Here is a 25008-nt window from a genome sequence, read left to right as displayed (position 1 = left end):
TGCAATCAAGATTAGTAAATAAATGAAAAACTTAGTTTTTTCTAAATTCAAGAAATAATCAATTATTAAAATAATTATTAATAATATTCAATACATTAATATAACTTGGATTTTTTTTAGAAATTTGATTACTAAAATCATTTTTTTTAAGATACTTTTCCTCTTTGTCAATGAAAAATTTCTTGTAAAATATTTCAATATTATTAAAAAGATAATCTCCTTTTAATTTTTCATTTAGTTCTAAAGATAATTCAGATTTCACAGATTCTTGGCAAAAATTAGTGATTTCTTCTGAACTAATTAAAACCTTATAAATTTCTTTTTTCTCTACTGAATTAGCATTAAAGCATAAATAAATCAGATTAATCATTGAACAATTATTATTTTTAATTTTGAATTTTTTATAAATATCTGGCCAAAATTTTAAGGACTTAAGACCTTCTAAACCTCCTTGACTGAGAGAGTATTTATTACACCAATTTAAGAATTCTGAGACATCTTTTGGACATCTGTTGAGTTGCAAAAGCATATCAGATAAAACTTGTCCTGCCTGGAAATTCCTTGTTGGTTTTCCTTCAGTTGGCAGTGTCATGCTCCCTAAAACATCAGCCTTAACAGCATTTAATTGAGAAAACGTATAATCTCCTTTTTCGAAAAATTTATCATTAATTTTTTCCTTTGCACTAATTATTTCTTCACCATAACCAAGTTCCTTTAATGAGAGATATTTATTGTCTAATTTATTTTCTTTTCTAACTTTTAATGATACTGATGCGGCCTGATCCAAACATTGTGTTAACAAAATCGTATTAATGGTAGGTAGCATTCCTGGCTTATCGGAATGAAAGTTATTTACAAAACCTGCAAATATGGATGAGATATTTTTTATTGATTTTATGTATTGACATTCAATATTATGAACTCCAGGAGAAACTTGGATTTTCGGTGACAATTGATTCAAAATTCGAGCTCCTAATAAAGCAGTTAGGGCATCAGGATGACAGAAATTCGCAGTAAAACTATCATTAGGATTTCGTAAAGCTCCGTGACGATGAAATCCTGTAAAAAAAGCTAAATTAGGATATTTATTACAGAGAATAAAGGGGGTTTTATTTTTATTATCAATGCAAAAAGAACCAACGAGACAGCCGAGAACCACATTTTCTCTTTTTAAAGTTTTTCTAAGTTTTAAAGCATGTTTAACATCATCTTGTATGTGATTACTGTTTGAAGCAAGAATAACTATCTCACATTCCAAGAGAAGATCTTTTAGATCAAAAGGCTTTCTTATTCCCCCTGAAGAATAATGTCCCATTCTCTTAATCTTTTCAATAGTCTCATTATCCATATCAGAAAGAACATCATTTGAGAAAGCGCCTAACAAATCTCTATCTTCCCTAGGAGCTAAGAGAATATTATTTGATTTTCCATGCATCGCGCAGTTATATGCTAATGATGCAGGATATAAACCAACACTGTAGAATCCAACTTTGCTGTTCTCTAAATCTTCAATCAATGAATAAAAATATTTTTCATCATTTATATTTTCTATAAAATTATTCTTCATTTTTGGAAATTCTTGATAATTTTTTTAATTTCTAACCCATACCAACATTTTTCTACATTAAAGCAATTCTTGACCATAGCAAATTATTTATTGTAAATATTGAATTTTTTAATTTATAATTTCTTTGAGGTAAAGAAATTCAGTTAAAAGAGAAATAACTATAAATATGGAATATATGGCAAGTAAATTAATGGCACAAAAACAATTAATTTCTCCTAAAAATATCTTAATTATTCAAGACATTGACGGAGTTTGTATCCCTTTAGTTAAAGATCCAATGACAAGAGAATTAGAATCAAAATATATCTATGCAGTAAAAGAATTTGCAGAGGAATTCTTTGTATTAACTTGCGGGGAACATGAAGGTCCAAGAGGGGTTAACAGAATAATAGAAAGGAGTTTAAGAAGCACCACTGAGCCTAAAAACAAAGAACTATATTTAAGAGGTTTAGCAGCCTGTGGAGTAGAGTATCAAGACAATAATGGTGAAATATGTTTTGAAGGAGTCTCAAAAAAAGAACTAAATTTTTTATCTAAAGTACCTAGTCTAATTAGACCAAAGTTTAATTTTATAGTTGAGAATATTTTTCCTGAACTTAGCCAAGAAGATATCAATTTTCATGCAGCAAAATCGATATGCGAAACACGATTCTCGCCAACGATTAATTTCAATAGTCTATTTGACTTAGTTAACAATGATTCTGATAAAAGAAAGCTTATTCAAATTAGTTTTGAAAAAATGATGAATGAAATCATCTTAAAAGCTGAATCCGAAGGCCTTAAAAACTCATTTTTCCTGCATATTTCACCAAATTTAGGAAATAAAAATGGTAGAGAAACAATTAAACTTTCTTCTAAAGATGATATCGGATCTACGGACATACAATTACTTATTAAAGGAGCCGTTAAAGATTCTGGAGTTTTATTTCTTTTAAATAAATATATTGCGTATAAAACTGGTAAAGCTCCTTTTGGAAATAATTTTAATTTTAGGAACTCTCCAAATTCTATTAAGGAAAAAATTGATTTATGTAAAAGAACTATTCAAATAGAAGATATGCCTTTGATTGTAGGAGTTGGTGACACAATAACATCAAAAAAAAATAGTGAAAAGAGTTATTCAAGAGGAGGTAGTGACAGATCTTTTTTAGAATTCATACAAAAATTAGGTGATGAATTTGGTATCAATAATAAAATAATTTTTGTAGATAGTAGTTCTGGTGAAGTTGAAAGACCCTCTACAAAAAAAACTGGTTTAACAGGGATCAGTGATCCTTATGACAACTTAAAGTTTGACTTGATTTTTCAAAATGGTCCCAAAGAATATATAAGTTGGTTTATTAAACTTGCTAAAAAGAGATCAAACTTTAAAAAATTGTTGACTTTTGAATTTTCCAATGACACTTTATAAGTAATAGATTTATGAAAGAAAAATTCCCCTCAATATTTAAAAAACCTATAGAAACATTGCAAATCAATATAGGTTATAAATGCAATCAGGCTTGTAAGCATTGTCATGTTAATTCAAGTCCTCTAAGGACTGAAAAGATGTCAAATGAAATAATATCTCTTATTCCAAAAATAATTGATAAGTACAAAATCAAGACTTTAGATATAACAGGTGGCGCACCAGAACTTCACCCAGAATTTAAAAACCTTATAGCTAGCTTGAGCACAAAAAAAGTTGATATTATTGATAGGTGTAATTTAACAATTTTCTTTGAAGAAGGCTATGAAGATCTTCCTCAATTTCTTGCAAAGAATAAAGTAATAGTTACTGCTTCGCTACCATGTTACGAAAAAGATAATGTTGAGTTTCAAAGGGGTCTTGGAGTTTTTGAAAAAAGTATTAATGCTATAAAAATCCTTAATGATCTTGGATATGGGAAAAAAGAAAATGGATTGCAATTAAATCTTGTTTACAATCCTGTAAGCCCAATTCTTCCACCTTCTCAGAAAATATTGGAACAAGATTACAAAAAAATACTATTCGAAAAATATAATATTGTTTTTAATAGCTTATACACCATAACTAATATGCCAATTAATAGATATAAAGAATCTCTCATAAAAGAAGGGAAACTAAATACTTATTACAAATTACTAAAAGAAAATTTTAATGAAAAAAATTTAGAAAATCTTATGTGCAAAAAAACTATCAGTGTAAATTGGCTTGGGGAAATTTATGATTGTGACTTTAACCAACAGATAAATTTCCAAGCAAATAAAGGACCAAAGACACTCTTTGATCTATTAGATGAATCATTTACTTTTGATTACGGGGTAGCTGTAAAAGAACATTGTTTTGCTTGCACTGCTGGTACAGGATCAAGTTGTGGCGGGACTTTAAGTTAAAAGCTCCTAAATGCAATTAGGGCAAATGGCTCTTACATTTAATGAGGATTCAATTAGTTTAAAACCATTAACTTTTGCTGCAACTTTGCCTGCTTCTAAAACTTCGTCATTTTCGAATTCTTCTGTTCTTCCACACCTAATACAAATCAAATGATGATGGTCCGGCGTGTCATTACTAAGTAATTCATATCTATGTCCTCCTTCACTGAGTTCTAATTCATGAAGCAAACCCATTTGTACTAAAAGTCTTAAAGTTCTATAAATTGTTGCAAGTGAAACTTTGGAGCTTGTTTTAACTAACTTTTCATGAACCTCTTCAGCACTAAGATGTTTTCCAGAGCCAATATTTTCAAATAAATTAAGAACTTTTAGCCTCTGAGGAGTTAACCTCTTACCATCTTTATGTAAATCCTCACCAAGAGGAGATGTAATGACATTGTATTTAGAGGATAATGACAAAACTAACCAATGGCTATTCTCAATAATAACTCTAGATGAGAGTAAAACAACTTTTTGATTTAAAATGTTTACTAAAGTTCTTTAAAATATTATGTTAAATATATCTTTATATATTAATGATGAATGATCAAGAAATATCTTCTGATAAATTATCACCGAAAGTAAATGCCTTGCTAATTATTGATATTCAGGGAAAAATTATGAGAACAATTTTCAATAAGGATTCAATAATCAAAAACATCAAAAGGCTATTAAGTGCTTACCAAATTTTAGAAGAAAACATATTCATTTCTGAACAGAATCCACTCAAATTGGGGGTAACAATACCTGAATTATCACCCATAGCAGAATTTAGAAAATTTGAAAAAATGGAATTCAGCCTAGCTAAATTAGAAGAATTTTTAAAAGAACTTAAAAATAAGAAAATTACTAATTTGATAGTTTGTGGGATCGAAACGCATATTTGTATTCAACAAACAGTCCTAGATTTTTTACAAAAAGGATTTGAAGTTATTCTCATATCAGATGCCATGGGAAGTCGAAATAGGGTAGATCATGAAATAGCATTACAAAGAATGACTCAGAGCGGGGCAATTTTAACAACAACTGAATCAATGATTTTTGAATTATGCAAAACTGCGGATAGAAAAGAATTTAAAGAAATTAAAAATATAATAATGAGTTAAAGAAAAATAAAGACTGGTTTGTTGTTTAGAGATAATTTAAAATTTTATTAGAGATAAATTTTAAGGTTTATTTGAATATGAAATTAGTTAGTGAAAACTTCCTTCTGGCAATACTTATTTTTTTTATTGGAACTTTATTATCGATAATAATTTCTAAACTTTCAAAAATATTTTTTAAAAAGATTTCCAAAAGAACAAAAACAAATTTCGATGATTTTATTTTTGAGGTGATCTCTGGAATTATAAAACCTATAGGTTTCCTCCTCTCATTTTATTTTTCAATTGACTATTTTTTTGCTGATGAAATAAATTTTATCTCTGTCTTATTGAATATTTTGAAATTACTTATATTAATAATCATCATAAAAGCTCTCAATAAAGTTTTAATAAGATCTTTAACAGAATCGACCTCGAAAATTAATGATTCCTCAATTAGTTCAATGGTATCTTCACTAACTCCATTGATAAAAGCATTAACATGGTCTATTGGCTCGATATTTTTCTTACAAAATATAGGTGTTCAAATGACTGCTATTTGGGCTTTACTAAGTGCAGGAGGTATTGGTGCAGGATTAGCTTTGAAAGATCCAGTTCAGGAGTTTTTTGAATACATCACAATTTTGCTTGATAAACCTTTTCAAAAAGGTGAGTTTATAAAATCTGATGGAGTCCTCGGAATGGTTGAGAGAGTGGGAGTAAGATCCTCAAGGATAAGAAGTATTAATGGAGAAGTAGTAGTAATGAGCAACAGCGCCCTAACAAATGGAATTATTTCAAATTACGCTCAAATGAAAAAAAGGAGGTTGGTTCATAAACTGGGAGTTGTTTATGAAACCTCTCCAAAACTTATGAAATTGATTCCAATAATAATTAAAAAAATAGTTGAAGAGACAAAAGATGCATCTTTTGATAGATGTCATTTCACAGATTTCGGCGACTTCAGTCTTAATTTCGAACTTGTTTATTACATTCCAACAAATAATTATCTCGCTGCGATGGAAGCTCAACAATCTATAAATTTAAGAATTATTGAAGAATTTTCAGTTAATAATATAGAGTTTGCATTCCCAACACAAACCTTAAATATTGAAAGTAACAAAGCCAAATGATCTACAAATCTCTTCACTTAAAATCCAGAGTTTTGAAGCTAACTCAGAATTGTTTGCCTCATCACTAATCTTACTTTCAACTAATTTATGTTTTTTAAAAGATATAACTTTATTACTTAAATGAACGTAACCAATATTATTAAAATTTGAATCAAAAACAATTTCAGAAAGTATTCTACCAGCATTTTCTATACTTTCAGAAATTCCTAAAATATTTCTTGCAACTTTAGAAAAAATTAAATATCCAAAGAGATTAAAACGTTTACTATATCTAAAAAAACCTGAATCATCATTTGGTATTACGAGACCGGGAGCCCAAGTAATTACAGAAATTTTACTAGATGATAATTTTAATTTTTTTGAAAGTTCTTTAGCAAACAAAATATTACATAACTTACTATTTTTATAAGATTCATCAGCATTAAAATTTAAGAATTGACCAGTAACTTTTTTTCTAAAATCAACTAGATTATTAAGCCCTGCTTTCTTTCCTATATTTCCACCTGAGCTATTGGGATCGTGTACATCTGATGATGTAATAATGATTCTAGATTCTTCTTTATCTCTAACTAAATCTTTTAAGATGTTCACTAAGTAAAAATGTGCAAGATGATTAACTGCAAAAGTTAGTTCTACCCCCTGTTTTGATACTTTAGGGTAAAAAGAACCCGTATACTGCAATCCTGCATTTAAAACAACAACATCTAAGAAAATCTTTTTACTAATAAAGTAATCCTTAATTTTTTTAACATTCTCTAGATTTGAAAGATCACAATTTTCAATAATATTTAAATATTTACTTAAGTAATTTTTATCAAAATATTTCTCAATTGTTTTGAGAAATTCATTCTTTCTTAATTCAGATTTTATTACAACGTATAAACTATTTTTCGTCTTTAGTAAATTAATGCTTGCAAAAAGCCCTATTCCTGAATTACCTCCAGTAATTAAAATATTTTTATTTTTAATCATTTAACTCGCTATCTATTTTTTTATAATAAAAAAAATTTTAAAGTATTTTTTATTTTGTAATCTTATAAATTATTGTTAAAACACTGAAAGCTTAGTCACTAGTAATTGAGTAATTTGATTATTATTAATCTACTCATTACAAGTATTGGATGGAAAATATAATTCTAAGCGCAGAAGTATTAGTTTGTTCCATAAATTTCTTTAATCATAAGATTTATATTTAATGTCAAAAGAAAATTTGCCAGATGTTCTTGTTTTGGGTGCAGGGCCTGCAGGTATGGCAATTGCCTCAGCTTTAGGGAAGGAAAATTTAGATGTTGAAGTGCTTTCTCCAAATGGACCAGATGAACCTTGGCCAAACACATATGGCATTTGGGGGAAAGAAGTTGATCAACTTGGGCTTCAGGATTTACTTGAATATAGATGGAAGAATACTGTAAGTTTTTTTGGGCATGGCGCTTTAGAAGAACAGGACGACGAGAATAAAGCAACGGAACATTCACTAGATTATGGACTATTTGATAAGAAGAAACTCCACAATTATTGGTTTAATGAATGCAATAAGTCTCTTATTAAATGGCATCAAGGCTTTGCGAACAAAATACATTTTGAAAAAAACAAAAGTACAGTAACTACAAAAGATGGCAAGACTTACTCTGCAAGATTAGTAGTAGATGCAACAGGATATGATCCTGTTTTTCTTAAATTAAAATCATGTGGTCCCTTAGCAGTCCAAACTTGTTATGGGATAGTAGGTAATTTTAGTAAACCTCCACTTAAGAAAGGGCAGTTTGTATTAATGGACTATAGAAATGATCATCTTAACGATGAGCAAAAAAAAGAACCGCCCACTTTTCTTTATGCCATGGATATGGGTGATGGGAAATATTTTCTTGAAGAGACATCTCTTGGTTTAGTAAATCCTCTAACAATGGAAAATTTAAAAGAGAGACTAGAGAAGAGGCTTTCTTATCGAAATATATCTATCACAAGCATGCAACATGAAGAGCTTGGCTTATTTCTCCCTATGAATATGCCAATCCCAGATTTCAAACAACAAATACTTGGATATGGTGGTGCTGCTTCAATGGTACATCCTGCATCTGGATATTTAATTGGTAATGTTTTAAGAAGAGCTCCACTTGTCGCTAAGGCAGTCTCAGAAGCAATTAAAAACAAAAATCTAAGTACCTATCATATTGCTAGAAAAGGTTGGGAAACTTTGTGGTCAAAAGAATTAATTCGGAAGAAGTCACTTTACCAATTTGGATTAGAAAAACTCATGAGATTTGACGAGAAACTATTGAGAGAATTTTTTGGAAGTTTTTTCCAACTACCTAAAAATCAATGGTATGGTTTTTTAACTGATACACTTTCCTTAAAAGAGATTGTATATGCGATGTGCATAATGTTTATAAAGGCTCCATGGAGTGTAAAAAGAGGTCTTATGATTATGCATGGTAGAGAATTTAAAATGTTACTTAGGATAATATTTCCAAACATATAAATTAAAAATGAGAACCATACTAATAAGTGGAGCCAGTAGAGGTATTGGACTAAATATTGCACATAAAGAATTAAAAGAAGGCAATAGAATTAGTGTTGGCATAAGAGATTTAGAATCATTAAAAGGAAGCGTTATTGATCCAAATAAATGGCCAAAAGGGAAGATTATAATCAATTACTATGATGCATTAAAAAAAATTACAGCCCAAAATTGGATAAAGAATACCTTACATGAATTTGGAGGATTTGATACAGTAATAAATTGTTCTGGAGTATTATCGAAAGTTCCTTTCTTATACAAGGATGGTGATGAAGAAGATATTTTAAATACATTAAATATCAATTTTTTGGCAATTTGGAATTTATGTAGGCTTTCTTGGGATCATTTATGTAATTCAGGCAGAGGTAGAATTATTGTTTTAGTTTCAATGAGTGGGAAAAGATCTAAAGGCGATTTAGCCGCTTATTCTTCTTCAAAGTTTGCTTTGATGGGATTATGCCAAACTATGAAAAATAAAGGTTGGGATAAAAATATAAGGGTTTCAGCAATTTGCCCAAGCTGGGTTAATACAAAAATGGCCCAAAATATTTCTTCCTTAGACAAATCAAGCATGACACAACCCGAAGATATTGCTGAAATATGCTCAACTATTCTGAAGTTACCTACCCAATCAGTTCCATTTGAAATTGCCTTAAATTGTAATTATGAAATTTAACCTAAATTGAAAATTAAGTAAGCCATGGAAAGCATTGCAATTGCAATAAATAAACCTTTTATTCGATTAGTTAACAATGAAAAAAGAGATAAATCTTCAGAAAAGTATCCCCCAAAACTACCTGTAATAAATAACATTATCATTGGTAGTGAGGCCATTCCGAAAGAATAAGATATAGATTTTACAAATCCAAAATTTAAATAATTAAAAATAACGGAACTTAATGAAAACAATAAAAAAGATGCAAATAGAGTTATGGAAACTTCAGCATCTAAAGTGTGAGGCAAATTTCCCTTTAGTTCAAATTGCTTTTTACATTCTCTAATTTGTCTTTTAGAAAGCTTTAAGTAACCAGTTTCAGGAATTCGTTGAGATTTATACTTTCTAAGTAACCTTGCTTCAAGAGTTTCTGGCTCCTTTGTCATAATTGATGTTAATAATTCGTCTGGTTTTAATTTCTTAATTTTCTTTTCAAGATTCTCAGTTTTCCCAATTCTATAAAGGTCTCCTACTCTAATGAGGTAAACATATCCCGACATTTGCGTTGTAAAATTAATACTATACTTACTTTAATAATACTAAAAGAATCAAGATAATTAATAGTTTTTACAAAATGACAACCGATATTTTATATTCATTTCGAAGATGTCCATACGCAATTCGTGTTAGATGGGCCCTATTGATTTGTGAATTAAAAGTAGAGATAAGAGAAATTGATCTAAAAAATAAACCACTAGATTTTTTGAATAAATCAAAGACAAAAACAGTTCCAATACTCATAAAAAAAAATAGTGAGGTTATTGAAGAAAGTCTTGAAATCATCCTATGGGCACTCTCAGAGTCAAGTAAGCAAAACGTTGCCTTAACATATTTTCCTGATGATAAGAAGGAAGATATTTTTGAAATAATTAATGAAAACGATAACGAATTCAAATATCATTTAGATCGATTCAAATATGCCGCAAGATATCAGGATAGTAATGAAGAATTTCATTTCAGAAAGGCGATTATTTTTATTAATAGATGGAATGAACTTCTTGCAGAAAACAAATACTTTTATGGAGATAACCCGACAATCGCTGATTGGTCTATTTGGCCTTTTGTAAGACAATTTAAAATCGCTTGTGAAAGTCAAAAAAGAACAAATTATTTAAAACCGTCAATAAAAAACTGGTTAGATTCCTTTGAAAGTAATATAAAATTTAAATCTTTAATGTATAAATATGAATTATGGGCACCAAATTCTGGAAAAAATTATTTCCCCTTTAATTAACTTTCTAACAACTTCCTTTTCTCAATTATTCTTGCTAACTCCAAAAAATATCCTGCAGTCCTAAATTTACCTATATTTTTTTCCTTAAAATCAAGATCGCTTCTTATTTCTGCAGTCTCAGCCATAAGCAAATCTAAATCATTTGATCCAAGACTATACAATTCACCAAGTTCGATTTCCCTGCCGAGTAAATGACTCCTAAACCACTTCCCTTTATTTTCTTGAGGTGGAATATCGTAGGAAGAAAATGACATTAAAATAAAATTAAAATAAAATTAAACTTAAAAGTATTCTAGGGTTATTATTGAAACTTTTTCATCTCTACTTTATTAAAAATCAATGCAATAAAAAGTATTGTGAACGTAATTAGAGCACAAATTTCTGTCCAATAGTCCAACCCAATTTTAGAAATCATTAATGGTGCAAGAACTGTGAATAATCCCCCCGAAAGAATTAACTGAGCGAATAACTGTTTTGATGTAAAAATAGGTAAGGTCTTAGAAATATTTTTAGGATCCGCAAGCCTTAAAAGAAGCAACCCAGAAGCTACTACTCCTGTAGAATTCCCAAACTCAATCAAACTTTTTTCAAACCAATAATCGTCAAAAATAAAGTATGCGAAAAAAGCAATGCAGATTAAATTCCAAAATAAACCGAAAATAGTAAACACTAAAATAAGTACCCAATTATCAAAAACAACTTCAATATCTAAACTTGCCATAGCTGTAAAAATCAATAAGTCTGTGGATAAAATACCAATCTCCCTTTGCAGAATATTTGAAATAAATTCTGTATTTTTGGTTTTCTCTAAAACATATCTAATAAGGAGGGAACCTATAAGGATAAAAGGGAATACTGGTAATGAAAAAATAATTTCCTTCGAAAAATCACCAAAATAACTTGAAATATACTTTAAATATTTAATTAGTAAAACACCAAAAAAAATTGCAAGACCAGAAAATCCAAGATTTACTATCAAAATTCTTAAATCCGCAAGAATTCCTATCTTAGTTTTTTCTTCTAAATTTTTTTTTTCAGAAATTTCCTCTTTATCTGAAAGACCTAAAGTTCTTCCAAGAAAAATAAAAATGCTGCCTAATAATGAAGACGATAAAAGTCCCATGGTTGCCATAGCCAGACCAAGATCTAAACCATTTGGAAAACCTAGTCTATTAAAACTCTCACCGATGATAGATGCAGCTCCATGCCCTCCCTCAAAACCCACCTCGATCAAACATCCCATTAAAGGATTAGTTTCCATAGATGGAGGCAAAAAATATTTAACAACTAGACCGCCAATGAAAAATTGTCCGAAACCTAGAGAAAGAGCGAGCAAAAATTGATTGAAAATTGGTTTAACTAAACCATTGATATTTGGGATAGGTCTACCCATCATTAAAGTTGCGAAGACCAATGATAAAAGAGGAGTAGGAAATTTACTCCAAACATTTATTGTTTCTTTTGGCAAAAAGTGTATCGCTCCAAATGGGCCTACAGATATACCTAAAATTCCAGACAAAACTGCTATGGGGAGTCCAAACCTTTCGAGCTGAACAGCTAGTTTTAGTTTCCTCCCAAAAATCAAGCAAAAAAATATAATTAAGAATCCAAAGGAACTTATTAATAGAGAATTTGAAAAAATATCTTTATTTTGTAGAGAAAAAATATTCAATGATTTCAAAAATATATAATCTTAAATCTAAATTAATAAACAAAATTTTTCAAATAAAAAAGGCCCTATTAAAGGGCCTTTAATATTATTGAGGTAGAAAAAATTTAATCCTTAAGAGTAATTGTCGCACTATCAATATTACTAATAGCATTAGTAACTCTCTTAAAATCAAAGCCTAGCGCTCTTAAAGCATGCCATAGATGACCTTGAATAAAGAAGAAACCAAAGTAGTAGTGAACATTTGCTAACCATGCCCTTGATGTAAACTCACCATCAGGAAGATCAACAGTATCAATCCAATAAGGAGAAATACTAAACTTCAATTCAAGTGGTTCACCAAAATACTCAACAGGGTATACAGTTGTATTTGCTGCACTCCAGAAAGCTGCAATGATAGCCATCCAGCCTATACCTGCAAGAGACCATGAAAGAACTGCTTCCGCTGAAAGAAGGCCTTTACCTTTGAACTTAGTAAATTCACCTACCTGCTTAGTAGCAATATGCCATGCACCACCAGTAATCTCAACGAAAGCGAGGAAGGCATGTCCACCCATTACTTCTTCAAGACTATCAATGGTCAAAAAGTCTGTTTGATGATTCCAAATTTTTGCTAAGTTTAATTCGTACTCAACTTGTCTAACAGCACCAATTGCTGGATCATAGATGCCATGTACTCTTGCCCATTCTACGAAAGCAATAACTGCAAATCCTAAGAAAAGGAGATGATGACCAAGAATAAATGTCAATTTGTCAGGGTTATCCCATTCAATATTGAATTTTCTTGCTCTAGCAATATCTGAATCTTCTAAATTTCCTGGAAGAAGTAGAGAATGTAAAAGTCCTCCAGCAGCTAAAACCATAGAAGATACTAAGTGAACAATTGCTATCGCAAGTACAGGTTTAGTATCTCCCATCGCTACACCATTAGCATCAAACCCTATTCCAAGAGTTGCTAAGTGAGGAAGAACGATTAAAGGTTGGTGACCCATTGGGACACTAGGGTCAAATCGTGAAAGTTCAAAAAGGGTGAAAGCACCGGCCCAGAAAACAATTAATCCTGCATGAGCTACATGAGCAGCAATAAATTTTCCTGAGCGATTAGCTACCCCTGAATTTCCAGCCCACCACCCGTAAGTGGTATCTGGATTGCCATAGGTTTGCATTTAGGAAATGATTAGCTTAAACGTTTTGAGAATACTTTAAATTTCATCAAACAGTTGAATTCACAACAAAATTGTAAAAATTAGTAATCCTAATCAAAATATAAAAGAATTTATTAGAACAACCAAACGTCGAAAAAAGTTAGATTTAAACAGTAAAGTTATTATTAGAGATCAGATTTCAAATACTATTTATATAGTTTTAAGGTAAATATTCTTTTAATAAATTTCTTTTTGCTGACATTAAAAGAAGTTTTGTTGCATAAAACCATTATGTTTATTGCCTCTTTCTCAAACAATTATTAAAAAGGGAATAAGTTATTTAATACTTATGACTACTTCTCAAGATTCTTCTAGAAAAATTTCACTAGAAATGAAATCCGAAGTTCATTACAAAAAGGCTGCGAAATCCTACAGAAAATCCCAACAATATATAAAAATGATTAACCTGTATCCAACTTTGCAAAACACTTTAATTGAATGCAAGAATGAAAATTTAATTGAATAGAAATTTGATACGTCTTCCCTTGTTAGTCTTCAAAAAAATTTTTTAAGCTGCAACACTATCATTTTCCTCAAAATAAAATTTATTGATAATATTTCTACACGTATTTAAATTATAAAGTGCTTTTGGCTTCCAAGGTTTTTTCTGCCCATACGGAGAACTTTTCCAATGAATTCCAGGTTTTAGTATTCCATTTTCACGTAAATAAGAAAGTTTGATTTCAGTTATTCCTAATTTTTCAGCGGTCAACTCAGATGAGCTCCATATATCCCCTAACATTTGATTTTGTAAATATTATTATTCCTTGATAACGTTAATTTTATTTTTTTGAAAGGGGTAAAACTTTTAAATAATTATTAAATACCAAAAAACCTTTATTTATTTAGTAAAGTGATTGAAAAGATATAAATTAAATTAAGATATATTAAAAAAAGAATCGGCATTAACGAATACATCATATTTTCCACCTTCTTTATTTCTGGATTTATAATTACTATATTCTTCAGTAATAGATTTATTCTTAGGAAGATTGATCCATCCCTTACACCATTCCCCACTGTTTGTTAATTCTTCGAAAGTAATTTTTATATTAATTTCAGAATCAAGGACAGAGACCATCAAAAAAGTTATATTTCCTTTTTCTTTAGTCTCATTAACCAAAACAAAATGTCTCAATCCATTTATGGGTTTTTTAGAAGTCCAGAAATTATCCAAAATCAATGTCTAAATTTATTTTATCTAGATTTTCTTTTAGAAATTTTTTTATATTCTTCTCTAATTTCTTCAAGTAGAACTTTTCTTTTATTTAAATAGGCAATAGATTCTTGTTTTGATTGTTTATATCTTTCTGTTTTAGTTAAATTCATCCATTTATACAGGTTCTTCTTATTAAGTGTTATTAAGTTGTTCTCTTTTAAAAATTTTTTTTTCCTATTAACTTTTAAAGAATTTTTTAAATAGAAAAAAATTACTATGAAAATAAAAATTATCATTAACTTAAAGAGCATCACTTTAGAATTAAATTACTATTTAGCCATCGCTCTAATTTAATATCACTATCAAAAGGTATTACCTCTTCATTGTTTACTGAGTTTTTTTTATCAAATAGCCTAATAACAAATTCTTTATTAGCTGCTTCTTGATCTCCTATTACAACAATACTTTTAGAATTGAGTTTATTTGCCTTTTTAAGTTGCTTTGAGAAAGAAGCTCCACTCAAATCCAATTCAACAAGCAGATCAAAATTTCTAAGTTTTCGAGATAAGTTTATAGCGAATGGTTCAGCGAGTAATCCTTGATTAACAATATAAATATCCGTTCTTCTTTCAACATCTAGCTCTTTACCTGCTAAAAGTATTAGTCTTTCTAAACCAATAGCGAATCCAATTGCAGGTGTATCTTTCCCTCCCATTTGTTTTATTAAATTGTCATATCTGCCTCCCCCGCATACAGTAGCTTGCGAACCAAGGGCACCACTAGTTATCTCAAAAGCAGTATGCGTGTAATAATCCAAACCTCTAACTAAATTAAAGTTTTCTATGAAAGGTATTTTTAGACTTTCTAATTGATTTTTTAATTCCAAATATCTTTCAAGACTTTTCTTAGATAAAAAATCATGTAATTTTGGAGAACTTTCAAGGATTTTTTTTGTTTGACTATTCTTGGTGTCTAAAATCCTTAAAGGATTTTTATCGATTCTATTCTGAGAATCTAAATCTAAAAAATCTTTATTTATTTGTAGCCATTTTAAAAAAGATTTTTGAAAATTTAATCTATCATTCAAATCACCTAAAGAATTAATTTCAAGATTAAGTTTTTTTAATCCTAATTTTTCTAAAATATCCCAAGCCAACGCAATAATTTCAACATCACTTCTTACTGATTCGTATCCTATAAACTCAACACCTAACTGATGAAACTGTCTTTGCCTCCCTGCTTGAGGTCTTTCATATCTAAACATAGGGCCCATATACCATAGTTTTTGAAGAGGATTAGAGGACATTCCTTTTTGAATTATCGCTCGTGCTACAGATGCTGTCCCTTCAGGCCTTAGAGTGCAAGACCTCTCTCCTCTATCTAGAAATGTATACATTTCCTTACTGACAACATCTGTCCCTTCCCCAATTCCTCTTATAAATAATTCAGTCATTTCCAATATTGGAGTTCTTATTTCTTTGATAGATGCTCTTGAAAGCTGTTCAAGTATAATTTTCTCAACATTTTGCCACTTGATTAATTGATCAGGTAAAAGATCTACAGTTCCTCTAAGATTTTTTAAGTTATTCAAAGTTCTGGAAAATAATTCAAAATTTTTAATTTATACAAAAATTAAAATTTGATTGTTTGTTTTGTGGGACAATTTTAATTTAACATTTAGAAAAACTATTGGAAATTAATAAAAATAAAGAGAATCAGCATTGTGGTACAAAACCAAAAAAAATTGCTTTTGGGATAGCACCCCTTGGTATCGTTTCCATAGGAATAGTCCCAATGGGAGTAATAAGTATTGGAGTAGTACCAATGGGTGTATTTTCTTTTGGGGCAGTAGCAATGGGAATAGTTAATTTATCAGTAGTTGGGATGGGAATTATCTCTGCAGGGGTTACTACAATGGGGATATGGGAGTATTCACCAAATTCTCAAAACAATCATCATAATCATTCCAAACAAATTTCAAATTCAAGTAAGGAAAATATGATATCAAATCTATTCAACACCAAAGAGGAAGCTGAAAAGGCTGCTTCGAAGTTCGGATGTAAGGGAGCACATAAAATGGGTAATAAATGGATGCCCTGTAAAATGCATTAAATATTTTTTCAAAGATTCATTAATTATTAATTTAGAATCTCTACCCTAAAATCAAGATTTTTTGCTTCTTCAGTAGTTAATTTTCTTGACCAAGCTCCTTGGACTGGACTATTCCATCTGAAACCAGCATTTTTAGCTAAATACCTCTCTTCATAACTAACCAATGCCTTGTATAGAAACCTAGGTTCAGTGGCCTTAAGTAAAAGTTTTTCCAAATTATCGCATTTTTTGAAGACCTCAGAAATGTAAAAGCAATCAGACAAAGCTCTATGTAAGTTCCAAACTGGTATTGAAAAAGATAAAGCCAGATCAGTTACTGAAGGCCTGGTTTTTAATGATTTTTGAAAAGACCAGTTAATATCCTCTAAACTGCATATCCACTTTTTATTAAGTTCAGGCAATTTTCCTTTTCCAAACCATTTTTTATCAAACTCTACATTATGCGCAACAATGAAATCAGAACATTCAACAAGTTTTAAAAAGAAATTCAATCCATCTTCCCAAGGTTGAGAGATGTTCGTTACTTGTGCAGATATACCATTTACATGTTCGGCTTCATTATTATTAACTGGGAATAAAAATGAGACCTGCGAAAGAACACATTTAAAAGGAACGTCAAACAAGATACAACCTATCTCTATAACTTCATCTTTATTTTCATCTAAACCTGTTGTTTCAGTATCTAGAATTAAAATTTTTTCTATTTTTTTATCTAAATTAGTTGCACTTTTATCAGAGCCATTACTATTGATTTGGGGCTCAAGAAAATCCAATTGATTCAATTTTTTTTTGTTTGATTGTTCCAACTAGCTTTAAATCACTTTCATTTATCTTGACGCATTTAACAATAATTTCTTCTAAATTAATATTAATTAAACAAATTCAATTAGAAAAATAATTTTTAAACCCTTTTTAGATTTATTATAGATTTTTAATGACTTTTACAAAATATCAATTTAATAGTTTTTGTTATTGGCCGTCGAAGCCTAAGAAAATTGTTGAATTTATAGGTGGGAGTTATTTAGCTTCTAAACCAGACGTAACATATAAAAGATTCATAGAAAGCTTAATAAGTAGAAATTATGCCGTCCATGCATATAAGTATATTCCACAATTTGATCACCAACAACTTGCTATTAAAGCATGGAAGGATCTCAAAAATTGTCGAATATCTTTATCTAAAAGGATAGGAGTATCAATTCCTTCAATAAGAATTGGTCATAGCCTAGGCTGTAAACTTCATTTGATTTCTCCTGATGGAGGAAGAAATTGCGAAAAATTTATATCAATTAGTTTTAATAACTTCAGTGCCAACAAATCAGTTCCATTATTGAAACAAATTGCTCAAAAATTAGAATTCAATAGCGAATTCAGCCCAAGTCCAGAAAGAACTTTACGAATAATTGAAAAAACCTATAGTCAAAAAAATAACTTCCTAATTAAATTCAACTCAGACGAATTAGATCAAACAGATAAATTATTTTCTTGTCTAAAAGCTAGAAAAGAAGATAATTCAAAGGGAGTAATGTTAAAAGGAACTCATACCATTATCGCTAGTGCAGGGCTAAGAGAAAATTTTCTGGGAGACTGGGCAGATGATGCTTTCAAACGAAAAACTATAAAAAAAATTTCTAGTTTAATTGATGAATCCCATTAAAATCTTTCTTTCAACTTATCCAAAACAGAACTATCTTCAAGAGTACTTACATCACCACTTATTTTTTCGCCAGCAGCCAATGACCTCAAAATTCTCCTCATAATTTTTCCACTTCGTGTTTTCGGGAGCGCGTCAGAAATTATTATTTTTTCGGGCTTAGCGATAATTCCAATTTCATTAACGACATGTGTCTTTAAAGCCTCTATTAATTCTGTAGAACTGTTCACATCTTTCTCTAAGGATACGAAAGCAACTATAACTTCACCTTTAAGATCATCTCTTTTCCCTACAACAGCGGCTTCTGCAACTAATTTATGACTTACCAAAGCAGATTCTATTTCCATCGTTCCCAACCGATGACCGGAAACACTTATAACATCATCAACTCTACCCATAATCCATATGTAACCATCTTCATCAATGCGAGCTCCATCACCAGCGAAATATACATGTTTTTCACCTTTCAAGGAAATATAATCCCAATAACTCTCCAAATATCTCTGGGAATTCCCATGAATTGTTCTCATCATTCCTGGCCAAGGCTTCTTGATAATTAAATAACCACCTTCGTTCTCCATAACCTTATTTCCGTTCTTATCAACTACTGCAACTTCAATTCCAGGTAAGGGATAAGTAGCAGAGCCTGGTTTTGTTGCGACCACTCCAGGCAAGGGACTTATCATCACTCCACCAGTTTCAGTTTGCCACCAAGTATCAACTATGGGACATCTATTTTTACCTATAACATCTTTGTACCACATCCATGCTTCAGGATTAATTGGTTCTCCAACTGTCCCCAAAAGTCTTAGACTTTCAAGATTATATTTATCAGGAATTTCACGTCCAGACTTCATAAATGCTCGTATTGCAGTAGGAGCAGTATAAAAAATCGAAACCTTATATTTCTGAACAATTTCCCAAAAAGCCCCTAAATTTGAAGGCCTTGGAACTCCCTCAAACATTAAAGTTGTAGCACCATTAGATAAGGGCCCATAAACTATATAACTATGCCCTGTGATCCAGCCAACATCAGCAGTACACCAGTAGATATCATCATCTTTTAAATCAAAAATCCATTTAAATGTCAAATGTGACCAAAGATTATAACCACCTGTAGTGTGAACTACACCTTTTGGTTTCCCAGTAGAACCTGATGTATAAAGAATAAAAAGTCTATCTTCACTGTTCATTATTTCAGGCTCACACCAATTTTTTTGATCTCTCAATAATTCATGCCACCAGATATCTCTCCCATTAACCATAGAGATATTTTTTTTGGTTCTTTGAACAACTACTACTTTTTCAACGACTTCATTTGCCCCACTTTCAATCGCAGCATCAACTGCTTTTTTAAGCTCAATTACTTTATCTTTTCTAAAACCACCATCAGCAGTGATAACAAATTTAGCATTTCCATCAATTAATCTATCCTTTAGAGCTTCTGAAGAAAATCCTCCAAAAACTACCGAATGTGGTGCCCCAATTCTTGCACAAGCTAACATCGCGAACATTGCTTCAGGTATCATCGGCATATAAATACATACCAAATCTCCCTTTTTTAGCCCAACTGCTTTTAATGCATTTGCAGCTTTACAAACCTCTTTTAGAAGTTCTTCATAAGTAAATTTTTTGCTATCTCCTGGTTCTCCTTCCCATATAAGAGCAGTTTTTCTTCCAAGTCCTCTTTTGATGTGTCTATCTAAGCAGTTATATGAAATATTGAGTTTCCCTTCTTTAAACCACTTAAAAAATGGAGCATTATCGCTATCTAATACAGTTTGGAAAGGCTCAAACCAATCTAGTTCAGATTTTGCGAAAGACTCCCAAAATTGAATTGGATTTTCTAATGCTTGTTTTTTCAGACTAAGTAATTCTTGTTGAGATCTAATATTTGAGTTTTCTGCAAATTCTTTTGAGGGAGGAAAAATTCTCTTTTCTTCAAGGATGTTATTAATTGAATTTTTTTTATCTAGTGACATTAAATAAATCTATGCTTAATAAACTTAGACGAAAAATTTAATGATTTCAAAAATTTTAATAATAATTTAGCTGATAAATTTCATCCTGAAAGGTCTAATAAATGCGGCTAAGGACAAATTCTGGAAGAGCTAGCAAAGCTCTCTTATACTCTGAATCAGGCAGCCAAACTATAGCTTCTTTCGATAGCAGAGCAAAATCCTCAGCTAGTTTTCTAGAACTTTCGATAGCCTTAGAATTCATAATAATATTAAGAGCATCATCTAAATCATCTTTTTCAGCAAGTTCTCTGTTTATAAGCACAGATAATTTTTTATTTTCTTCTAAGGCATATAAAACTGGAGCAGTTAGATAACCACTAGCAAGATCACTTACAGCGGGTTTACCAAGTTGTTTATCATTTCCAGTGAAGTCAAGTATGTCATCTACAACTTGAAAAGCTAAACCAATATTCTTACCAAAATTATACAAAGAGGTTAATTTTTCATCAGTAAGATTACTCAATACTCCAGCGGCCTTGCAACTATTTGCTATTAATGAGGCAGTTTTACAGTAGCTTTTATTGATGTATTTGGAAAAAGATTGAGCAGAATCGAATCTATTTAAATTTTGTTTAATTTCACCTTCGGCTAAATCCATTATTACTCTACTAAGTAATTTAACTACATTTACATTATCAAGATTTGCCAAGTGCCAACTTGCTTGTGCAAATAAAAAGTCACCTGCCAATACGGCTACTCTAGTGTTAAATCTGCTATGCACTGTGTCAACTCCCCTTCTTGTAGAAGCCTCATCAACAACATCGTCGTGGACTAATGATGCTGTATGAATCATTTCAGTAATCTCAGCAAGTCTTTTATGTTTACTTGTTAGATTAAATCCAGGGGATATTGCTTTTGAAATTAGTAAAACAATACCTGGCCTTAGTCTTTTCCCCCCAGCACTAAAAAGATGTTCAGCTGCTGCTTGAAGAATTGGATGACCAGCTCCTATTAGATTTTTCAGTTCAAGAATAAGATCATCAAGATCATTTTCAACTGGTTGTAGTAGTTCTGTTACTGTATTCATGATTGACCTCTTACTTATATTAAAGAATCAAACATTGCTTCGGAGGTTAACCAACTTAATTTCTTTATTAATTTCAAGCCAAAATTTTATTTTTTTGGAAAATTCGTCCTTTTCTGAAGTAACAAAGAATTGTACATTTTCTAAAGAAAGACTTTCATAGCGGTCAGTTATTGGAATAGCAAAAGATTCATTAAATTTTTTTACTAATGCCTCCGATGGATCAATGATTTTTATATTGGAATCTATTTTTTTTCTTAAAAAGTTATAAATCAAAGGATAATGGCTGCACCCAAGTATTAATTCTTCAATATTTTCTTTTAACAGTGGTTTTAAGTACAAATCAGAAAGATAATTCAAATTATTTAAATTTAGCTTTTCCTTTTCAATTTCTAATACAAATTCTGGGCATTCTTGTTGAAAAATTTTTAAATTCTCTTTTTTAGAACTTATAGCATTTTTGTAATATGATGATCTAACAGTAGTTTGAGTCGCTAAAACACCAATTATTTGTTTATCAACTATTTCTGATACTGAGTTAATAAGGTCGAAGCATGGAATCCCTAAATTCTCTAAAATAATATCAAGTGCGCATGCATTTGTAGTGTTACAAGCTATTAAAAGTGCATCCAAGTTCTTATTTTTAAAAAATGTGCAGATCTCTTTTGCAATGTATCTTATCTCTTTAAAGCTTTTGTTCCCAAAGGGAATTCTCTTTGTATCTGCCAAATAAAAAACCTCAACATCTTTACGTGTTTTTAGTAAAGAATTAAGGATAGTAAAACCGCCTATACCACTATCAAATATACCTACTTTTAATTTCACCCTACTTTAAAAAGATATTCAAGGATGCCTTTTGCAATTGCATAAGCTATTCTTTTCCGATGAGTAGTTTTTTCTAATCTTCTTGCATCTAATCTTCCTGTTAAAAAACCAATTTCTACAAGAACTGCTGGCATTCTAGTATTTTTAATTACATAAAATCTACCTTGTTTAACCCCTCGGTCAGGACTTCCAGGGGAAACCCTTAGAATTTGTTTTTGAATTCTTTTAGCGAGTAATCTACCTCTCCATCCTCTAAAGTAAAAAGTTTCTAACCCATTAATATCCTTTCTTTTCCCTCTTGATGCATTTGCATGAATACTTACAAAAATATCAGCATCCTCGTAATTGGCAAAGGAAACTCTTTGAGGTAAATCTAAATCAACTTCATTTTTTCTAGTTAACCTTACTTTGACTCCTTTCTCAGAAAGAATTTTTTCAACTATTTTAGAAACCTCAAGTACAACATCTGTTTCCCTAATCCCTCCAATGCCTATTGCTCCTGGATCAGGTCCGCCATGCCCTGGATCAATAACAACCAAAAATTTATTTTGTTTTACGTTTGGTAATTGCAAGTAATCATTAACCCTTTTCCTCTTAAAACTTTGGTTTTGTTTTGCTTTATTATGTCTTGTTCTTTTTTCAACCACACCTTCACCAATCTTCTGAAATGAATATTTGGGCGTAAATAGTTTAATTCTCCACCTATTTTGATCTAAGCCAACCATTCTCCAAGTTAAAGGTTTCAAATAAGTTTCTTCTTTGAATTCAATTACTAATCTTGTCTTGCCATTATTTGGTTTGCCTAATCTAATTTCTTTTATCGGACCATTACCTTTTATTGTTCTAGGATTTTTTAATTCTCCAGGGAAATCTACCCAGAATCTATCTCCATACTTTTTGTTAGACCTTTGAAAGTATGCTTTTAAATTTGTATTTGATTTAGTTCTTAATTCTAAAACTCCATTAGTTTTAATCGCCCATGCTGCAAGAGCACTTGAAGATTTAACTGGAAAGATTGCAGAATTAAAAAATAAAAAAACAGCTACATAACGAAAAAGTTTGTAATTTAAAACCTTTATCATTAGTTTGCGAATAATTCATTTTTTCTATGTTTAAGACTTGGCATCTGCTCCCTAATTTTCTTTACTCTTTCTTTGTCAGCAGGTGCTATTGCAGCTCCCTGAGTTTTTCCAGCATCAGACAAAACTGTACCCCATGGGTCAATTACCATTGCATGGCCATGACTTTGCCTTCTCCCATAATGAATTCCAGTTTGAGCTGGAGCAACTACATATGCTGTATTCTCAATCGCTCTTGCTTGTAATAGAATTTGCCAATGATCTTTTCCTGTAAATGCTGTAAAAGCTGCTGGAATCATAATTAACTCTGCACCATTCGAAGACAAATATCTATAAAGTTCGGGAAATCTAACATCATAACAAATAGATAATCCTACTTTGCATAAACCTGGAATATCGATAACTGGCGGGTATTCCTCTCCAGACAAAATAGTAGATGATTCTTTATATAAATTTCCATCAGGCAAATCAACATCAAATAAGTGAATTTTGTCATATTTTGCCAAAACCTGACCATCTCTTCCAAAAAGTGCTGACCTATTTAACGTATGACTATCATCACCAGCAGGAACAGGGTATCCTCCACCCAAAAGAAAAACTTGATAACGTTGTGCCATAGTTTTGAGGAAATTTGTACATTTAATTGACAATTCAGAAGCTAATTCAAGTTTTTTGTCATCTTCTCCTAAAAAAGCAAAATTCTCAGGTAATCCAATTAATTCAGCACCTCTTCTAGCTGCAAGTTCAATCTGTTCTTCTGCTTCAACAAAATTTGCTTCAATATTTGAAGTACTCGTAATTTGCAATGCAGCTACCAAAAAATCAGTCAAGACTTTACTCCTAATGAACCAATTCGTAAATCATGAGGCACGAATCACACCTCTTTCAACTTGAGCAGGAACAATATCTAAGCAATCAAGTTCAGAACAACATCTAAAATCATCCTCATAATCTCCAAGACTTGTCAATCTTTTCCCATGAGTTGCTGTTTTTAAACATTTCAAAATATCATTTTTCCAAGAATCCCAAAGTGCCAAAGAAGCCTGTAATTCGTCATTAAGAATATTGACTTCAAAATCACAGTTATCTTGCAAGTATGAGGCCAAAGCACCAGCAGCTAGAGAATCCTCAAGTGAATATGAGCCTTCCCAACCACTACCAAGTATTAAAACATTTTCACATTTTAATGAAATGATTTTTTCGGCAACTGCTTTCCTATTTGGCAGTCCCATAGCAAATAGATGCCTTGCATTTTGAACTTTTTGTAATGATTTAGTCCCATTTGTGGTACTCATAAATAATCTTTTACCGCATACAACTTTTTTTGTTACTGACAAAGGAGAATTTCCTAAATCAAATCCCTCAATTTTATTCCCGCCTCTTTCTCCAAGTAATAGTCTCTTGTCAGCTTGCCAATTAATTGCTGATTCTTTCAATAATTCTAAATCTGCAAAAACTTGTATAGAGTCAGCTCCATTTTTTAAAGCCCAAGAAATTGTGGTCGTAGCTCTTAAAACATCAATAACCACTGCAATATCGAGACTTATTTCTGGAACATCATCTGCAACGTGATAATAAGTAAGATTAATGGCCGTATCCTTTTCTGTTTTTATTATA

Annotated in this window: 28 protein-coding genes; 10 read left to right on the top strand and 18 right to left on the bottom strand. The window is 30.8% G+C overall.

Going from position 1 to position 25008, the window contains the following annotated elements; genetic code table 11:
- Nucleotides 1-58 precede the first annotated feature (58 nt).
- A complete protein-coding gene (locus EU91_RS07705; protein ID WP_032523767.1) occupies nt 59-1567 on the bottom strand; it encodes a hypothetical protein in 1509 nt (502 codons plus the stop codon).
- Between the two features lie 166 nt (nt 1568-1733).
- Between EU91_RS07705 and stpA the strand changes: the two genes are divergently transcribed.
- Nucleotides 1734-2978, top strand: coding sequence for a glucosylglycerol 3-phosphatase (gene stpA, locus EU91_RS07710; protein ID WP_032523766.1), 1245 nt, complete (start codon nt 1734-1736; stop codon nt 2976-2978).
- A gap of 11 nt (nt 2979-2989) precedes the next feature.
- On the top strand, nt 2990-3922 hold the full coding sequence (arsS, locus tag EU91_RS07715) for an arsenosugar biosynthesis radical SAM (seleno)protein ArsS (protein ID WP_032523765.1): 933 nt from the start codon (nt 2990-2992) through the stop codon (nt 3920-3922).
- 6 nt (nt 3923-3928) lie between these two features.
- On the opposite strand, the gene EU91_RS07720 is transcribed toward arsS, so the two are convergent.
- Nucleotides 3929-4381 (bottom strand): Fur family transcriptional regulator, encoded by a 453-nt coding sequence (locus EU91_RS07720; protein WP_032523764.1) that lies wholly within the window; start codon nt 4379-4381, stop codon nt 3929-3931.
- A 119-nt stretch (nt 4382-4500) separates the two neighbouring features.
- On the opposite strand from EU91_RS07720, the gene EU91_RS07725 reads away from it, so the two are divergent.
- Nucleotides 4501-5067 (top strand): hydrolase, encoded by a 567-nt coding sequence (locus EU91_RS07725; RefSeq protein WP_032523763.1) that lies wholly within the window; start codon nt 4501-4503, stop codon nt 5065-5067.
- Between the two features lie 77 nt (nt 5068-5144).
- On the top strand, nt 5145-6176 hold the full coding sequence (locus EU91_RS07730) for a mechanosensitive ion channel family protein (protein WP_032523762.1): 1032 nt from the start codon (nt 5145-5147) through the stop codon (nt 6174-6176).
- On the opposite strand, the gene EU91_RS07735 is transcribed toward EU91_RS07730, so the two are convergent.
- Nucleotides 6147-7148, bottom strand: coding sequence for an SDR family NAD(P)-dependent oxidoreductase (locus EU91_RS07735; RefSeq protein ID WP_032523761.1), 1002 nt, complete (start codon nt 7146-7148; stop codon nt 6147-6149). The genes EU91_RS07730 and EU91_RS07735 overlap by 30 nt on opposite strands.
- A 223-nt stretch (nt 7149-7371) precedes the next feature.
- Between EU91_RS07735 and crtL the strand changes: the two genes are divergently transcribed.
- A complete protein-coding gene (crtL, locus tag EU91_RS07740; protein WP_032523760.1) occupies nt 7372-8655 on the top strand; it encodes a lycopene beta cyclase in 1284 nt (427 codons plus the stop codon).
- 7 nt (nt 8656-8662) lie between these two features.
- A complete protein-coding gene (locus EU91_RS07745; RefSeq protein ID WP_032523759.1) occupies nt 8663-9370 on the top strand; it encodes an SDR family NAD(P)-dependent oxidoreductase in 708 nt (235 codons plus the stop codon).
- Here EU91_RS07745 and EU91_RS07750 read toward each other — a convergent pair.
- Nucleotides 9367-9909 (bottom strand): GIY-YIG nuclease family protein, encoded by a 543-nt coding sequence (locus tag EU91_RS07750; RefSeq protein WP_032523758.1) that lies wholly within the window; start codon nt 9907-9909, stop codon nt 9367-9369. The genes EU91_RS07745 and EU91_RS07750 overlap by 4 nt on opposite strands.
- 74 nt (nt 9910-9983) lie before the next feature.
- Between EU91_RS07750 and EU91_RS07755 the strand changes: the two genes are divergently transcribed.
- Nucleotides 9984-10643, top strand: a complete 660-nt coding sequence (locus EU91_RS07755; protein WP_032523757.1) for a glutathione S-transferase — start codon at nt 9984-9986, stop codon at nt 10641-10643.
- Here EU91_RS07755 and EU91_RS07760 read toward each other — a convergent pair.
- From EU91_RS07760 to EU91_RS07770, 3 genes are all read right to left on the bottom strand, one after another.
- Nucleotides 10640-10897: a hypothetical protein gene (locus EU91_RS07760; protein ID WP_032523756.1), complete on the bottom strand. Its 258-nt coding sequence runs from the start codon at nt 10895-10897 to the stop codon at nt 10640-10642. The two genes, EU91_RS07755 and EU91_RS07760, sit on opposite strands and share 4 nt — an antisense overlap.
- 47 nt (nt 10898-10944) lie before the next feature.
- Nucleotides 10945-12330, bottom strand: a complete 1386-nt coding sequence (locus tag EU91_RS07765; protein WP_032523755.1) for a sodium:solute symporter — start codon at nt 12328-12330, stop codon at nt 10945-10947.
- Between the two features lie 89 nt (nt 12331-12419).
- Complete coding sequence (locus EU91_RS07770; RefSeq protein ID WP_025924339.1) at nt 12420-13478, bottom strand: chlorophyll a/b binding light-harvesting protein; 1059 nt, start codon at nt 13476-13478, stop codon at nt 12420-12422.
- Nucleotides 13479-13806: 328 nt separating this feature from the next.
- Between EU91_RS07770 and EU91_RS09235 the strand changes: the two genes are divergently transcribed.
- Nucleotides 13807-13983, top strand: a complete 177-nt coding sequence (locus EU91_RS09235) for a hypothetical protein (protein WP_193741578.1) — start codon at nt 13807-13809, stop codon at nt 13981-13983.
- Nucleotides 13984-14025: 42 nt separating this feature from the next.
- Here EU91_RS09235 and EU91_RS07775 read toward each other — a convergent pair whose 3' ends face one another.
- From EU91_RS07775 to hisS, 4 genes are all read right to left on the bottom strand, one after another.
- On the bottom strand, nt 14026-14259 hold the full coding sequence (locus EU91_RS07775) for a hypothetical protein (RefSeq protein WP_032523753.1): 234 nt from the start codon (nt 14257-14259) through the stop codon (nt 14026-14028).
- A gap of 135 nt (nt 14260-14394) precedes the next feature.
- Entirely contained in the window at nt 14395-14694 is a 300-nt protein-coding gene (locus EU91_RS07780; RefSeq protein WP_032523799.1) for a TIGR02450 family Trp-rich protein, read from the bottom strand.
- A gap of 20 nt (nt 14695-14714) precedes the next feature.
- Nucleotides 14715-14846 carry a hypothetical protein gene (locus EU91_RS09615; protein WP_275040651.1) on the bottom strand — a complete coding sequence of 44 codons (132 nt, stop codon included), beginning with the start codon at nt 14844-14846 and terminating at the stop codon, nt 14715-14717.
- Nucleotides 14847-14986: 140 nt separating this feature from the next.
- A complete protein-coding gene (gene hisS / locus EU91_RS07785) occupies nt 14987-16267 on the bottom strand; it encodes a histidine--tRNA ligase (RefSeq protein ID WP_032523751.1) in 1281 nt (426 codons plus the stop codon).
- 98 nt (nt 16268-16365) lie between these two features.
- Between hisS and EU91_RS07790 the strand changes: the two genes are divergently transcribed.
- Nucleotides 16366-16788, top strand: coding sequence for a GLTT repeat protein (locus tag EU91_RS07790; protein ID WP_032523750.1), 423 nt, complete (start codon nt 16366-16368; stop codon nt 16786-16788).
- 26 nt (nt 16789-16814) lie between these two features.
- Here EU91_RS07790 and EU91_RS07795 read toward each other — a convergent pair whose 3' ends face one another.
- Nucleotides 16815-17594, bottom strand: a complete 780-nt coding sequence (locus tag EU91_RS07795; protein ID WP_032523749.1) for a 3'-5' exonuclease — start codon at nt 17592-17594, stop codon at nt 16815-16817.
- Between the two features lie 128 nt (nt 17595-17722).
- On the opposite strand from EU91_RS07795, the gene EU91_RS07800 reads away from it, so the two are divergent.
- On the top strand, nt 17723-18445 hold the full coding sequence (locus tag EU91_RS07800) for a DUF1350 family protein (RefSeq protein WP_032523748.1): 723 nt from the start codon (nt 17723-17725) through the stop codon (nt 18443-18445).
- Here the strand turns inward: EU91_RS07800 and acs are convergent.
- The 6 genes from acs to EU91_RS07830 form a co-directional block, all read right to left on the bottom strand.
- Complete coding sequence (gene acs, locus EU91_RS07805) at nt 18442-20424, bottom strand: acetate--CoA ligase (RefSeq protein ID WP_032523747.1); 1983 nt, start codon at nt 20422-20424, stop codon at nt 18442-18444. The two genes, EU91_RS07800 and acs, sit on opposite strands and share 4 nt — an antisense overlap.
- Before the next feature lie 94 nt (nt 20425-20518).
- Nucleotides 20519-21490, bottom strand: a complete 972-nt coding sequence (gene sds, locus EU91_RS07810) for a solanesyl diphosphate synthase (RefSeq protein ID WP_032523746.1) — start codon at nt 21488-21490, stop codon at nt 20519-20521.
- Between the two features lie 27 nt (nt 21491-21517).
- Complete coding sequence (murI, locus tag EU91_RS07815) at nt 21518-22312, bottom strand: glutamate racemase (protein ID WP_032523745.1); 795 nt, start codon at nt 22310-22312, stop codon at nt 21518-21520.
- Nucleotides 22309-23394 carry an N-acetylmuramoyl-L-alanine amidase gene (locus EU91_RS07820; protein WP_032523744.1) on the bottom strand — a complete coding sequence of 362 codons (1086 nt, stop codon included), beginning with the start codon at nt 23392-23394 and terminating at the stop codon, nt 22309-22311. Before EU91_RS07820 ends, murI begins: the two co-directional genes overlap by 4 nt.
- Nucleotides 23394-24221 carry a carbon-nitrogen hydrolase family protein gene (locus EU91_RS07825; protein WP_032523743.1) on the bottom strand — a complete coding sequence of 276 codons (828 nt, stop codon included), beginning with the start codon at nt 24219-24221 and terminating at the stop codon, nt 23394-23396. Before EU91_RS07825 ends, EU91_RS07820 begins: the two co-directional genes overlap by 1 nt.
- A gap of 30 nt (nt 24222-24251) precedes the next feature.
- Nucleotides 24252-24980: a 2-phosphosulfolactate phosphatase family protein gene (locus tag EU91_RS07830; RefSeq protein WP_032523742.1), complete on the bottom strand. Its 729-nt coding sequence runs from the start codon at nt 24978-24980 to the stop codon at nt 24252-24254.
- Nucleotides 24981-25008: the final 28 nt, after the last annotated feature.

The organism is Prochlorococcus marinus str. GP2 (assembly GCF_000759885.1).
Classification (GTDB): domain Bacteria; phylum Cyanobacteriota; class Cyanobacteriia; order PCC-6307; family Cyanobiaceae; genus Prochlorococcus_A; species Prochlorococcus_A marinus_J.
This window is presented reverse-complemented; position numbering and strand designations above follow the sequence as displayed.

Bases quoted from the DNA above. Each gene is read 5' to 3' on its own strand.
- EU91_RS07705 (WP_032523767.1), bottom strand. From the start codon at position 1,567: ATGAAGAATAATTTTATAGAAAATATAAATGATGAAAAATATTTTTAT.
- stpA (WP_032523766.1), top strand. From the start codon at position 1,734: ATGGAATATATGGCAAGTAAATTAATGGCACAAAAACAATTAATTTCT.
- arsS (WP_032523765.1), top strand. From the start codon at position 2,990: ATGAAAGAAAAATTCCCCTCAATATTTAAAAAACCTATAGAAACATTG.
- EU91_RS07725 (WP_032523763.1), top strand. From the start codon at position 4,501: ATGAATGATCAAGAAATATCTTCTGATAAATTATCACCGAAAGTAAAT.
- EU91_RS07730 (WP_032523762.1), top strand. From the start codon at position 5,145: ATGAAATTAGTTAGTGAAAACTTCCTTCTGGCAATACTTATTTTTTTT.
- EU91_RS07735 (WP_032523761.1), bottom strand. From the start codon at position 7,148: ATGATTAAAAATAAAAATATTTTAATTACTGGAGGTAATTCAGGAATA.
- crtL (WP_032523760.1), top strand. From the start codon at position 7,372: ATGTCAAAAGAAAATTTGCCAGATGTTCTTGTTTTGGGTGCAGGGCCT.
- EU91_RS07745 (WP_032523759.1), top strand. From the start codon at position 8,663: ATGAGAACCATACTAATAAGTGGAGCCAGTAGAGGTATTGGACTAAAT.
- EU91_RS07750 (WP_032523758.1), bottom strand. From the start codon at position 9,909: ATGTCGGGATATGTTTACCTCATTAGAGTAGGAGACCTTTATAGAATT.
- EU91_RS07755 (WP_032523757.1), top strand. From the start codon at position 9,984: ATGACAACCGATATTTTATATTCATTTCGAAGATGTCCATACGCAATT.
- EU91_RS07760 (WP_032523756.1), bottom strand. From the start codon at position 10,897: ATGTCATTTTCTTCCTACGATATTCCACCTCAAGAAAATAAAGGGAAG.
- EU91_RS07770 (WP_025924339.1), bottom strand. From the start codon at position 13,478: ATGCAAACCTATGGCAATCCAGATACCACTTACGGGTGGTGGGCTGGA.
- EU91_RS09235 (WP_193741578.1), top strand. From the start codon at position 13,807: ATGACTACTTCTCAAGATTCTTCTAGAAAAATTTCACTAGAAATGAAA.
- EU91_RS07775 (WP_032523753.1), bottom strand. From the start codon at position 14,259: ATGTTAGGGGATATATGGAGCTCATCTGAGTTGACCGCTGAAAAATTA.
- EU91_RS09615 (WP_275040651.1), bottom strand. From the start codon at position 14,846: ATGAATTTAACTAAAACAGAAAGATATAAACAATCAAAACAAGAATCT.
- EU91_RS07800 (WP_032523748.1), top strand. From the start codon at position 17,723: ATGACTTTTACAAAATATCAATTTAATAGTTTTTGTTATTGGCCGTCG.
- acs (WP_032523747.1), bottom strand. From the start codon at position 20,424: ATGTCACTAGATAAAAAAAATTCAATTAATAACATCCTTGAAGAAAAG.
- sds (WP_032523746.1), bottom strand. From the start codon at position 21,490: ATGAATACAGTAACAGAACTACTACAACCAGTTGAAAATGATCTTGAT.
- EU91_RS07820 (WP_032523744.1), bottom strand. From the start codon at position 23,394: ATGATAAAGGTTTTAAATTACAAACTTTTTCGTTATGTAGCTGTTTTT.